Annotated in this window: 10 protein-coding genes and 1 pseudogene; 1 reads left to right on the plus strand and 10 read right to left on the minus strand. The window is 68.1% G+C overall.

Annotation, left to right across the window (positions count from 1 at the left end):
* Nucleotides 1-118: 118 nt before the first annotated feature.
* Nucleotides 119-556, minus strand: coding sequence for an isochorismatase family protein (locus ACIPJI_RS25550; RefSeq protein WP_402249054.1), 438 nt, complete (start codon nucleotides 554-556; stop codon nucleotides 119-121).
* Nucleotides 557-591: 35 nt separating this feature from the next.
* Nucleotides 592-726 (minus strand): annotated as a pseudogene (locus ACIPJI_RS25555) (transcriptional regulator); the annotation flags it as partial.
* A 91-nt stretch (nucleotides 727-817) separates the two neighbouring features.
* Here ACIPJI_RS25555 and ACIPJI_RS25560 point away from each other — a divergent pair.
* A complete protein-coding gene (locus tag ACIPJI_RS25560) occupies nucleotides 818-1,477 on the plus strand; it encodes a flavin reductase family protein (protein WP_402249055.1) in 660 nt (219 codons plus the stop codon).
* Nucleotides 1,478-1,484: 7 nt separating this feature from the next.
* Here the strand turns inward: ACIPJI_RS25560 and ACIPJI_RS25565 are convergent, their stop codons facing one another.
* The 8 genes from ACIPJI_RS25565 to ACIPJI_RS25600 form a co-directional block, all read right to left on the minus strand.
* Nucleotides 1,485-1,892, minus strand: a complete 408-nt coding sequence (locus ACIPJI_RS25565) for an Imm50 family immunity protein (RefSeq protein WP_402249057.1) — start codon at nucleotides 1,890-1,892, stop codon at nucleotides 1,485-1,487.
* Complete coding sequence (locus tag ACIPJI_RS25570) at nucleotides 1,879-2,382, minus strand: Imm50 family immunity protein (RefSeq protein WP_356622604.1); 504 nt, start codon at nucleotides 2,380-2,382, stop codon at nucleotides 1,879-1,881. Before ACIPJI_RS25570 ends, ACIPJI_RS25565 begins: the two co-directional genes overlap by 14 nt.
* Before the next feature lie 559 nt (nucleotides 2,383-2,941).
* Nucleotides 2,942-3,322, minus strand: a complete 381-nt coding sequence (locus ACIPJI_RS25575) for a hypothetical protein (protein ID WP_402249058.1) — start codon at nucleotides 3,320-3,322, stop codon at nucleotides 2,942-2,944.
* Nucleotides 3,322-7,929: a putative T7SS-secreted protein gene (locus tag ACIPJI_RS25580; RefSeq protein WP_402249060.1), complete on the minus strand. Its 4,608-nt coding sequence runs from the start codon at nucleotides 7,927-7,929 to the stop codon at nucleotides 3,322-3,324. The genes ACIPJI_RS25575 and ACIPJI_RS25580 overlap by 1 nt, the downstream gene beginning before the upstream one ends.
* A complete protein-coding gene (locus ACIPJI_RS25585) occupies nucleotides 7,929-8,576 on the minus strand; it encodes a hypothetical protein (protein WP_402249062.1) in 648 nt (215 codons plus the stop codon). Before ACIPJI_RS25585 ends, ACIPJI_RS25580 begins: the two co-directional genes overlap by 1 nt.
* On the minus strand, nucleotides 8,573-9,088 hold the full coding sequence (locus tag ACIPJI_RS25590) for an SseB family protein (protein ID WP_402249064.1): 516 nt from the start codon (nucleotides 9,086-9,088) through the stop codon (nucleotides 8,573-8,575). The genes ACIPJI_RS25585 and ACIPJI_RS25590 overlap by 4 nt, the downstream gene beginning before the upstream one ends.
* 182 nt (nucleotides 9,089-9,270) lie before the next feature.
* Nucleotides 9,271-11,364 (minus strand): elongation factor G, encoded by a 2,094-nt coding sequence (gene fusA / locus ACIPJI_RS25595; protein WP_402249066.1) that lies wholly within the window; start codon nucleotides 11,362-11,364, stop codon nucleotides 9,271-9,273.
* Nucleotides 11,365-12,104: 740 nt separating this feature from the next.
* The gene (locus ACIPJI_RS25600; protein ID WP_356621940.1) at nucleotides 12,105-12,740 is read right to left on the minus strand and encodes a GNAT family N-acetyltransferase; all 636 of its coding nucleotides are present in this window, start codon (nucleotides 12,738-12,740) and stop codon (nucleotides 12,105-12,107) included.
* Between the last annotated feature and the right edge of the window lie 37 nt (nucleotides 12,741-12,777).

Raw genomic sequence — 12,777 nt, forward strand, 5'->3', positions numbered from 1 at the left:
CGGACCCGGGCCGGTCACGTCCGCGGGGCGACGCCCGGCACATCGGCAGCGGACCCGCCCTTCGCCGGGGGCTGCCGGCGGCGCCCGGCTCGTCGAGCGCCGCCGAGGCCGCCGCCGGTCAGTGGCGGCCGGGGCCGAGGGCCGCCGCCAGTTGTCCGACGAGGGTGGCGAACGGCATGTCGAGCGCGCCGTAGACCTCGCCGGCGATCGGGTCCGCGTTGTCGGCGAGGATCTCGACCATCAGTGCCGAGTAGTCGCTGAGGACCACGCCCGCCTGTTGCAGCCGGAGCATTCCGGTCTCGCGCTTGGTGGCCCAGAAGGTGCCGCAGGCGTCGACGGCGACGTAGCTGTCGTAGCCGGCGGCGGTCGCGGCGAGCGCGGGGAAGGTGGCGCAGACCTCCAGGGAGATGCCCGCGATGACGAGCTTGGACCGGCCGGTCGCCTCGATCGCCTCGCGGACACGGCCGTCGTCCCAGGCGTTCACGCTGCTGCGGTCGACGACCTTGTGCCCGGCCGGCAGAGCGGCCGTCAGTTCCGGGACCAGCGGGCCCCACATGCTCGACGCCGCGGTCGTCGTGGTGACGATGGGGCGGCGTGCCGGGCCAGTTCTGTCGCGGTCCAGGCACGTCCGTCCAGCATGGCCAGGCACATCGCAGCGCGCGTGCGGTCGGCGAACAGCCCGGCCAGGGAGGCGAGGTCGGGACTGGTGACGCCGCCTGCTGGCATGGGCGGGGACAAGGGCCGGCTCATGACGGTCATTCTCGCCGGTCGACGCTTCGGCGATCACCGAAGTCTCGCCGTCCTAGCGTGCTACGACATGAACAGCACCGCGTTTCCGACGGTTGCCGGCGCCACCGGCACCGACCACCTTTCCATATCCCCGAGCATTCTGTATTTCGGAACCCCTGTCGCCCTGTTGACCACCGAGAACCCCGATGGCACACCCAATCTCGCCCCCAACTCGTCCGTCTGGGCACTCGGTCACACGATCGTGCTCGGCCTGGGTGCGGAGGGACGCACGGTCGCGAACCTGGCGGACCGCCCCGAGCTGGTGGTCAACGCCCCCTCGCCGGATCTGTGGGCGGCGGTGGAGCGACTCGCCCCACTGACCGGGGCGAACCCGGTGCCCGCGGCCAAACGCGGGGTGTACCGCTACGAGCCGGACAAGTTCGCCGCCTGCGGGCTGCACCCTCAGCCCTCGGAGGTGGTGGCGCCGCCGCGCGTCGCCGAGTGCCCGCTGCAGTTCGAGGCCACGGTGCGCTCCATCACTCCGGCGGGCCCCGACGGCGGGTTCCGGATCGTGGAGTGCGACGTCGTCCGGATCCACGCCTCCGCCTCCGTGGTCGTGCCCGGTACCCAGCACATCGCCCCCGCGGCCTGGAGCCCGCTGATCTACAACTTCCGCCACTACTTCGGCCTCGGCCGCCCGGAACTGGGCCACGGATTCCGTTCCGAGACGGCCACCTCGCGGCCGTAGGCCGCTGCTATTCGGCGTCCGAGGCGCGGTAGGCCCTGGCGCGGGACAGCAGTGCGGCCCGGGCATGGAAGGAGATCCGCCCCGCGGAAGCGTCGACGGTCACCTCGATGCCGCCGCTCTCCGAGCGGGACATCCTCACCGATCCACCGGCAGTGCCTCCCCAGCCCCTGACACGAAGGCCGGTGACCGATGTGAAGGTGACGAAGAACTCCAGAGCGTTCGTCTGCGATTCGGCGGACCCCGGACCGGAGCCGTCCGGGATCCGCCGGGCATCGAAACCGAGAGTGACGCTCGTGGCCCGCTCATCGATGTGGCACGAGTCGAGAGTGCAATCGTCGAGTTCCGGCGGAGCGCTGAATGTTTCTTGCGCGCTCCAGGGCTCGTCGAGCAGTTCGGCCCAGTCAGATGTGCTCATAGAATGTCTTTTCGCCGAGATCCGGAAGGCTGTTGAACTTGCGGGAGTCGAGTTTCCCGACGAACCGATGAGGCCCTTCGTCAGCCCCGCTCTCGCCCGCCGCGTAGGCGCTCATGTGGCCGATGACCACGGCGTCGGCGGCTTCGAAGGTGAGACGGACGTCCGGTGAGTCCGCTGTCACGCGGATGCGGTGCACTCCGCATCCGCCGAACCGCAGATCGGCGGTGACGGGCGGTCTCCAGCCCGCGATCTCCACGTGGTCCACGGCTATGAACTGCAACTGGCACTGGAACCGGTCGAACCCGGCTCTCCGCCATTCCGCCGGGGGATCCTGTGGGAACTCCGGCAGATCGATGCGCAGGGTCAGAGCGGGCCCATGGCGATTCAGGTGCACGGACCGGAGAGTGACGGCTCGAAGCGGCGGAGGATCGGGGTAGAGACAGCTGAACTCCTCAGGATTGTGGATCAGCTCAACCCAGTTCGGGGTCATGGTAATAATGCTCCTCGCAGCGGGGGATCCTCTTCTGGTTGAGTACAGCCCGCTGATCTCCAACTTCCACCACTACTTCGGCCTCGGCCGCCCGGAACTGGGCCACGGTTTCCGTTTCTGAGACGCCCACCTCACGGCCGTAGGCCGTGCAGGACGGCCAAGCCATGCCAGTGACTTCACCACGTACCGGGAGCCGCCGACGCCGCAGGGACTCGGCCGGGCAGGCCCTGCTCACCGTCCGCCGCTTGGCGGCAGCCGATCGGCGCCACTTGTTGCCCGTCGCAGTCTGAACGCCATCTCCGACAAGTCCTTCGTGTGCGTGGCCCGTCGGTGAGGTCACCCGCAGCCCGGTCACCGGATGACGCCTTGGCGATCCAGCTCGACGTCTACCGTCTGACCTTCGCCATCAGCCGCCGCAGGGGCGGCCCCCGCATGTCGGTGTGGCAGCGGGGCGGTAGCCGTCCCACGGGATGCGTCCGCCACCGCAGGCATCCCTATGCCTGCGGTGACGCGGTCGTCCACGTAGCCGCGAAGGTTCGCTGGCAGCCAGAATCAAAATTCAGACAAAGTAAGGGTAGATGTCAATCTGTTCGGCGGTGAACTCCACGACCATTCCAACTCTGACGCGTTCAGCGTTCTGCGGAACGTCAATTAGGAGCACATCCGTTCCAACCCTAAGTCCAGCGACGCCATCCTCATCCACCGATTCGATCACCCCCCGCACCAGCACGATTCCATCTCGATAGTCGCCGACGATCGCAGCAGCCCCTTTGACCTCCGACCAGGACTCAATCACTCCGGGTACATCGAATTCGACCGTATGGTTTCCTACACTCGGCACACCCTTCCCGCACCACCGCCCCCAGGCCTGCCCTAGCGAGGATGTGAAGGTAACGAAATCTGCAGCCTCGCCAACCAGCCCCTCGACTCTAATTTCCATTACTTCAATCCAAGCGGTACTCGAACCATTGTATTGTCGACAATCCAGGTGTTTGATGGGGATATGAAGGTCCACGTCTCCTTGTGGAAGTGGAACCTTGTAGGCTTGCTGTTCATTTCATGGTCTCCTAGTCGGATACTGCGAGCACCATCTGCTGACACAAGACGATCCGGGTCCGGCAAACCCGTGCGCGGGTGAATATTTGTATAAGGCCCCTCACCGAGAAATTCCTCCCATTCAGCCATGACCTGGTGCGGCTTCCGAGGGTTCGGGTCTTTCACCTCCGGCGTTTTGATAGTCTTTTCTTCGGGTGGACACGAGAATAGACCGAGAGGATCGACTTCCCTATTCGGATTATCGACATAGGTTGCATTGTTGGGTGACGGAGTCAGCCCAAGCGGGTCAAGAGTCAGGTAGCGGGCGATCTCGGAATCGTAGTGACGAAAGAAGTTGTAGTGAAGATGTGTTTCAGGATCAAAGTATTGCCCGGGGTAACGAAGCGGTGTATATGTTGCGCTCCTTGCTGTCCAGGTTGTTGTTCCCCAAAGCGTGCTACGCGCACTCCATGCTATATCCCCCGTTTCGGCGACGAGCTCACTAGGAGCGCCTACTAGGTCCGTGACAATTGCGAAGAATCGTTCATCGATCACCTTCTTCGACTCATCGGGCGAAAGGATTCGCTCCACTTGAGTCAGCGGGCGGAGGCCCTGGTGGTCCCAGGTGAGAGCCACGTGCGTGTTACGGAGCCCAGTCTCTGAGACTTCCTCGCACAATATCGCCGCGTCCCAGGTGAAGATGACCCGTTCAAGAACCGTAAGGCCGTCTTCCGCCAGTCGCTGCTTGGCCGTGCGCCGCCCCAGCCCGTCGTATTCGTAACGCCACATCACGCCGTCCGGGGTGGTGACCGACCGCATGCGGTCTTCGGCGTCCCACTCATAGCGCCATGTCTCCGGCTTGCGTGACAGGCGGGTCTTCTGGCGGAGGGTGATGCGGCCCAATGCGTCGTGTTGGTAGCGGATATTTCCCGCGCGAGTGATGGCCGTACCTGTGTACTCGCGGGTGCCGGTGGCTTCTTGGCCGGGGTGGCTGGTGGGCCAAGTGGCTTCGGTCTGGTTGCCTGCGGCGTCGTAGGCGTAACGCTCGGTCCAGCCCGCAGCGCTGACGGCGGTGATGCGACCGACGGGATCGAGCTCGAAGGTGCGCGTGCCGGACAGTTGATCGCTGATGGCAATGAGGTTGCCGTCGGCGCGGTAGGCGTAGTCGCGGCGTTGGATGCTGCTGCCCGCAGAGCCGGTGATGTGCTGACGCGCGAGGCGACCAAGAGGATCGAACTGGTTGGCAATCGAGATGGTGTCGCCGATGTGGCGGGCGATCTCGTGGCCGGCGGCGTCGTGTTCGAAGGTGAGGATGCGGCCGGAGGTCGTCAGAGAGGTACTGCGTCCTGCAGCGTCGTACGTCCAGATGCTGGTTGCGCCGGTGGGGGTAGTGCGAGCGATGCGGCGACCCAGGGCGTCGTATGTGAACGACATGGTGCGGCCATCTACCGTCTCTGAGACAAGACGGCCATAACGGTCGTGCAGGAGAGCGACCATCGCGTCGGCGCTGACGACTTCGGCCAGTTGGTCGGAGTAGTCGTAGGAGAAGGTCGTGATGGATCCGGCGGCGTCCTTGCGGGTGACGCGGTTGAGTTCGTCGCGTTCGTAGCGGGTCGTCTGGCCGAGGGTGTCGGTGCGAGCGATGAGGCGTCCTGCCCGATCGCGGTCGTAGGTGAGGGTGCGGTTGTCGAAGTCGGTCTCGGCTACGAGGTTGCCGACGGGGTCGTAGCCGTAGGACCAGGTGAGACCTTGCGGGTTGACGACCCGGGTCAGCTGGAGATTGGTGTCGTGGGTGAACTCGTAGCGGGCTCCGTCCGGGCCGGTCTTGGCCATCAGGAGGTCGAAGTCCGTGTGCTCGAAGGCCGTGACGCCTCCCATCGCGTCGGTATGCCTGGTGCAGTTCCCCTCGCCGTCGTAGATCCATGACTGTTCGCTGTCGTCGGCGTCGATGCGTCGCGCGAGTTTGCCCTCAACCGTCCACTCCAGGCGCGTGACAGCTCCGAGTGGATCGGTAATGGCGACCGGGCGGCCGAAGGCATCTCGCCGGTAGCGCGTTACTCCGCCCAAAGGGTCGGTGATGTCCATCGGCAGACCGACCTTGTCGCAGCGCACGGCAGTGGTGTGGCCCAAGGCGTTCGTCACAGCGACCAGATGACCAGCCTCATCGTGTGAAAACTGCGTCGTCACCCCTGTCGGGTCGGTGACCGAGGTGCGGTTGCCCCGGTCGTCGAAGGTCTGGCGGATGGTGTTCCCGTCGTAGCCAGTGACCCGTACGGGCAGGCCGAGGTCGCTGTACTCGGCGCGTGACTGGCGGCCGTCGGGGCGTTCGACCTCGGTGAGACGGCCGTGTTCGTCGTAGGTGAAGCGACTGGTGTGGCCGAGTGGGTCGGTGCGGGAGAGCAGTCGGTTGTAGCGGTCGTGTTCGTAGCGGGTGACGGCGCCGAGGGCGTCGATCTCTGCGACGACCTGGGCACGGTCGTTGATGACGTGGCGTTTGGTGTGGCCGAGGCCGTCGGTGATGGAGGTCATGCGCAGGCCGGTTTCGGGGTCGGTGTCGTCCCAGGTAAAGCGGGATTCAAGGTGCCCGTTGGAGCCGGTCTGGTAGGTGCAGCGGTCCTGGTCGTCGTAGACGTAGTCGTAGTGGCTGCCGTTGGTGTCGGTCCACGAGGTGATGCGGCCGTGTTCGTCGCAGCCGAAGCGCAGGGGGCGGCCGCAGGAGTTGGTGACCTCGGTGAGGTGGCCGTCGGTGTAGCCGTAGCGGAGGATCTCCTGGTCGGAGCCGTCCGGGGCGGCGCCGGCGAGGTGGAGGGCGGTGACGCGGCCTTCGCTGGTGGTGAGTTTGAGGTGGTAGCCGCCGTGGTGGACGATCGACGTCGGTGCGCCGGTCTCGTCGTGCTCGAAGGTGATCCAGCGGCCGTTGCGGTCGTCGATCTGGGTCAGAAGGGCGAGTTCGGCGGTGTGGTCGGTGAAGTGCCAGACCTGGCCGGAGTCGGGGTCCGTGATCGTGTAGCCGTCATCGACCCGGTCCAGCGGCCAGCGCCGCCCGTGGGTGGGCATGACGGGGACACCCGGCGCGGGGTGCGGGTAGGCCAGCAGGCTGCCCTCGGCGCAGCTGAACACGATGCCTTCGGAGTCGATGTCCAGGCGTTGGTCGACCGTGCTGGACCAGGTCGGGCCGAACCAGCGGCCGGAGCGGTGCGAGGAGTCATGCGTGCGCTGGAAGACCAGTGGCAGTGAGCCGGGCAGGACAATGTCGGTCTGCGGCAGGAGCATCCGGCCGGTCGCGACGTCGACCGGGTCTCCGTCGCACTTGGTGTCGCTGCACTTCTTCCCGCCGCTGTCGGGATCACGGTCGTGATCTCCTCGGGCGCCGCCGGGCTTGTTGGCATCGGGGAGGTGCTTGCCGGCGGTGACCAGGCCTTTGACGGCGCCGGCGCCTTTGGTGCCGAGGATTTCGGGGATGAGGCGGCCGATGAATTCGGAAGGGTCGCCCTTGGCGGCTTCCCAGGCGTTCTTCAGCGCCCGGTCGGGGTTGGCGGCGGTGGAGGCGATGCCTGCCAGTGTGGTGTTGACGCCTTTCCAGTACTCGGCCGGGTGGGTCAGGTTGTACATGTCGAGCGGGTTGACCGAGCGGACGAAGTTGACGATGCCCGCTGTTCCCTTGACCACGCCGCCGGCCAGGTGCATGGATTCCACGCCCATGCCGAGGGCGTAGTCGGTGAACTCGGCCTTGAGTTTGTCCCGGCCGGTCGGTTCCTTCGGGGCGTGCGCCATCGCCGCCGTCACCGCGGACTTGGCAGCCTCGGCGGCCTCGTTGCGGGCCTTGCGGGCGTCGGCGAGGATCTCCTGTGCGCGGGCCCGCTTCGCCTTGCCCGGATCCGAGTATTCGCCGGGGTGCGGCAGCGGATCGTCCCCGTTGCGGGCCGCGTTGTAGGCGTCGACCTTCTTGTTGTACGCCTCGACCGCCTTCTTGGAGTCGCTCTCACCCTCCTTGTAGAGGGCGATCGCCTCCTTCGCCTTGCCCTGCGCGCTGGTGATCGCCTTGGAGTAGGTCTCCAAAGCCTTGGCCGCGTCCTCGCACGCGTCCGCCGCGCGCAGCCAGTCCGTGGGCAGCGGCTCGAACTTCTCCCGGAAGGTATTGGCCGCCTCACCCTTCCAGTGGGCGGAGTCCATCTTCTTCAACCCGCCGCCGACCAGGTCGAACGCCTTGTGGAAGTCCCGCAGGTTCTTCACCGACTCGGCGATCTTCTCCGGCCGGCCATGGATCAGCTCGTTCGCCTCCTCGGTTTGACCGAGCTGCTGCTCACCCACCTGCGCACCGAGAGACGAGGCGGTCTCGTCCCCCCAGTCCTCGACCGCCTCGGCCACACCGTCGTAGCCGTAGTGCCGCAGGCCTTCGCCGGCCTTGTCGGTCACGTAGTCGACGCCCTCGCCGACCAGTTCCTTGCCCTTGTCGATCCCGTCGTCGACGATGTCGACGCCCTTGTCGACCAGCCCGCCCCAGTCCACCATCAGCGACTCTCCCCCCACCGCGGCTGCTCAGCCTGATCGACCGTCGCCTGATCAGGGTCCAGATCCTCACGCAACTGCGCGTCCAACCGCTCCCGCACCGCCGGGTCGAGGATCCCCGCCCGCTCCATCGCGTCGTTCTGTGCGTCCATCACGTCATAGGTGGTGTTGGCCCACGTCTGCTTCACCTCGGCATGCGCCTGCGAGAACGACTCCCGGCTCCAGTCGGCGTTGTCCCACGCATGCTGGTCACGAATCGTGTCCCAGCGCATCTGCTTGACCTCGTCCTCCGACAGATGCGGATTACCGTTCAGCGAGTTCACACCGATCTTGATGCTGTCCTTGACGTACTGCTCCTGCTCCGCGAACGACCCCGCCGACAGACCCAACGCCTGAGCAACCACATTGCCCTTCATGGTCAGCGCCCGAACGCCCCACTCCCACCGGTTGCAGAACGTCTCGAACTCCGACGTCAAACCCCCATGCCCCAACTCCAGCCCCGACAAAGCCAGATCAGAAAACCCCCGGCCCGTCGTCGCCTCCCCGATCATGCCGAGCTCCTTCAGCTCCGCATGCGCCAAATTGATACCGTTCGCGATCTCCACCAAAGCCGACGGCGGCGCCGCAAGATCCGGCTGCTCCCCACTCACCGCGTCCCCCCGAGATCCACCACCGCCGCCTCGGGCACCACACCCTCGACCGGCGGAAACAACATGCCGTCCTCGCTACCCGCATCCAGCGCAACACCCGCCGGAGAGGGCAGCATCGGCACCATCACATCCAGCAACCGCGCACCCAGCACCGTCCGGAACACCCACTCCCGCCCCACGTCCCGCTGAGCGTGCGCGAACCGTGACAGCGCCTCCTCGTCGGAGAACGCACAGATCCACCGCACCCCGTTGAAGTCCGCCGTCCACAAACTCCCCTGCGCGTCGAACGGCACCAGCACCGCCGCACGCCGGAACTCACCCAGCAAACGCGCAAACCGACGCCGCCCCGCCGCCACCTCATCCACCACCGGCGGTTCGGCCGACTTCACCGGCCGTGGTGTATCACTTGTCGCGACCGGCTGCTCCGGAGCGGGCCAATCGGCCAACTCGGCAAGTCTGGAAAGGCGGTCAGGCCTCGATATGTCATCCCCGTTGTCACTCACGGATCGCATGCTGTCATGGTCGTTTTCCCAGGAGCAACGCGGAAATGGGCCCATTCGGTGCACTGTGACGGACACCTCCCGAGGCTCTGCCCCTCGGACGCGCGGCGGGGCCGCGGCCGGGCGGGTGACGCGGAAGGCCGCCCACCCCGACGCGGGGCCGTCCCTCCCAGGACGGCCCCGCACCGGCGGCGCTACGACGACGTCACCCCGCCCGGCACCGTCGCCGGTGCCGGCGCGTAGCCGGCGGGCCGGGTGGTGAAGGTGCCCCGGCCCTGGGTGCGGCTGCGCAGCCGGTTCGCGTAGCCGAACAGTTCGGCCAGCGGCACGGTCGCGGTGACGACCGCCGTACCGGACCTCGTCGCCTGGCCCGAGACGCGTCCGCGCCTGGCGGCGAGGTCGCCGAGGACCGTGCCGACCGCGTCGTCGGGCACGGTGACCGTGACCTCGACGACCGGTTCGAGCAGGGCCATCACGCCGGTTCGCAGCGCCTCACGCAGCCCGAAGCGGCCCGCCGCCCTGAACGCCATCTCCGACGAGTCCTTGGAGTGCGTGGCCCCGTCGGTCAGCGTCACCCGCAGCCCGGTCACCGGATGGCCCCCGAGAGGGCCCTCCGCCAGAGCGTCCCGGCAACCGGCCTCCACCGCGCGGACGAACTCCTGCGGCACCCGTCCACCGGTGACGGTCGACGAGAACTCGAAGCCCTCCGCACGGTCGTCGTCCGTTTCCAGCGGTGCGACGTCGAGGACGACATGCGCGAACTGCCCTGCGCCGCCGTCCTGTTTGACGTGCCGGTACACCAGACCGGTCACGCCGCGGACGACGGTCTCTCGGTACGCCACCTGGGGACGGCCGACGCCGACCTCCAGCCCGTGGGCGCGGCGGATCTTCTCCACCGCGACCTCCAGGTGCAGTTCGCCCATGCCCGACAGCACCGTCTGACCCGTCTCCGGATCGGTCCGGACGGTCAGGGAGGGGTCCTCCTCGACCAGGCGGGCCAGCGCCGTCGCCAGCCGGTCGGTGTCGAGGCGGCTGCGTGCCTCGACCGCCACGGTGACGACCGGGGCGGCCGCGGTGGGCGGTTCGAGGAGCAGCGGCGCGGCCGGCGTGGACAGGGTCGCACCGGAACGGGCGGCCTTCGGCCCGACCACGGCCACGATGTCCCCGGCCTCGGCCCGGTCCACCTCGGCGTGCCGGTCGGCCTGTACGCGCAGGATCCTGCCGATCCGCTCCGAACGGCCGGCGCCCACGTCCAGCACCGTGTCCCCCTTCCTGATCGTGCCCGAATAGACGCGCACATACGTCAGCCTGCCCGTGGAGGTGGAGTTCACCTTGAACACCAGCCCCGCGAACGCCGCCTCCGGGTCCGCCGGCCGCTCCTGCTCCGCGCCGTCCCGCGTGCCCCGCACCGGCGGTACGTCCGTCGGCGAGGGCAGATACGCGACGACGGCCTCGAGCAGTGGCTCGATCCCGCAGTCGCGGTACGCGGCACCGCACAGCACGACGACGCCCTCACCGCTGAGGGTCAGGTCGCGCAGCGCACCGGCCAGGGTCGGCTCCGAGAGGGCGGATCGTTCGCAGAACTCCTCCAGCGCGACGGGGTGGAGTTCGGCCACGGCCTCCTCCAGCAGGCGCCGGCGTCGTGCCGCCTCCGCCAGCAGGGCGTCGGGCACCGGGCCTTCCTCGTACGTGTCCCGGCCGGCGGTCCAGATCAGCGAACGCATGCGCAGCAGATCCACCACGCCGGTGAAGCCGTCCTCCTGCCCGACGGGCAGTTGGACCACCAGCGGGACCGTACGCAGCCGTTCCCTGATCGACCTGACGGCCTGGTCCAGGTCCGCGCCCGCACGGTCCAGCTTGTTGACGAACGCGATCCGGGGCACGCCGTGCCGGTCGGCCTGCCGCCACACGGCCTCGCTCTGCGGCTCGACCCCGGCGACGGCGTCGAACACGGCGACAGCGCCGTCGAGCACCCGCAGCGAACGCTCGACCTCGTCGGCGAAGTCGACATGGCCGGGTGTGTCGATCAGGTTGATCCGGTGGCCGTCCCAGTCGCAGCTGACGGCCGCGGCGAAGATGGTGATGCCGCGGTCGCGCTCCTGCGGGTCGAAGTCGGTGACGGTCGTGCCGTCATGGACCTCTCCCCGTTTGTGGGTGGCGCCGGTGAGATACAGGATCCGTTCGGTGACGGTGGTCTTGCCGGCGTCGACGTGGGCGAGGATGCCCAGGTTCCTGACGCGGGTCAGCGGACCGGTGGAAACGGATCGGTGTCGCGGGTCGGTGCGCACGGCCCATGGCCTTTCAGATGTGTCGGGAGACAGGCAGCGCAATTCCCGTACGAGGGGCCTCGGTTGCGGATCCCACGCCGTCCCCGGCAAAGGGGCTCGGGCACATGTCCCTGCCCCGACCGGGGCACGGGCGCATGACGGCGTGCCGGGCGGGCGACCTTACGGTCGAGCACCGGGCAGGCCGGGATCAGGCGTTCGTCACGGGCTTCCGGTGGCGGCCGCGCAGCCGGCACCGGGTGGGCGTGGACATCAGGATCACGTCGTAGCGTGACCGGGGAACGACGACGGCAGTGCGGCAACGCATGGTCGTGCTCCCCTCGATCCGACGCCGGACGGCGCTGCGATGCCGTGTGCACCGCGCGTCCCGAGTCTAGGGAGACGGGCCGCTCCCACGACACCGGTTTATCCGCCGCCGGGTCCTGGCCGATCGAGCGTCCGCCACGACGCCGGCTCCCGCTCCCGACGCCGGATCCCGCCACCGGACGTCCGCCCCGGGCCGCTCCGCCCTCCGACGCCGAGCCCGCCCGACCGGACGTCCGCCCTGGCCGTTCCCGCTCTCCGCCGCGTCCTCCGGCGCCGCCTCCTTTGAGCGCGCACACGGCCGTGCTCGTCACCGGTGTGCTCTGCGTCCTCGGCGCCGTCGTGGCCGCGGTCGGCATCGGCGCTCCCCGGAGGCCGCCGGCCACTGAGGCGCGTGACGGAGGCGGTACCCGCCGTCCGTTCGGTGGGCACCGCCTTCGTCATGCCGCAGGCTCGGCGCGAGCCGTCGACCGGCCCAGGTAATGGACCGGGCCGGGGTCCGGCACATCGATCTCCCGGAAACCAAGACGTCCGTAGAAGGCCCGCGCGGCCGTGTTGGCCCGCACCATGCAGAGGTGCACGGCCGGCGCGCCCGCGACCTCCAGCGCGTCCAGCAAAGCCCACATCAGGGCGCGTCCGAAGCCGCGGCGCTGCCACCCCGGCAGCAGATCGATGTGCAGGTGCGCCGGGAAGGACGCCAGTTCCGGCAGCACCATCCGTTCCGGCCGGTGCAGGAGAACCAGCATCTCCTCGACGGGCGTTGCGGGCTCTCCCGCCGGCTCGGGGTACCGCTCCGCCACGAGCGGCAGCCACTCGGCGCGGAACCGCTCGGCGAAGCGCGGGGTGTCACAGGCGCCCAGGATGTATCCGACGGCCTGCCCGGTGCCGTCGTCCAGCACGAAGGCGAACTCGGGCTCCAACTCGACGTAGGGGAAGGCGAACAGCGTCGGCATCAGCCCGGGATCCGGATAGAGCGACGTGGAGTCCCCGCCCTCATGAGCCGTTCTGACGCAGATGTCCGCCAGCGCCGCCCTGTCCGACGGACGGTAGCGGCGCACAAAGGGAACAAGGTCCATGCGGCGCATGTCTAGCAGGCGCGGGAGCGCTCCCACA

This window comes from Streptomyces sp. NPDC086835, from assembly GCF_044745705.1.
In the GTDB taxonomy this organism is placed as follows: domain Bacteria; phylum Actinomycetota; class Actinomycetes; order Streptomycetales; family Streptomycetaceae; genus Streptomyces.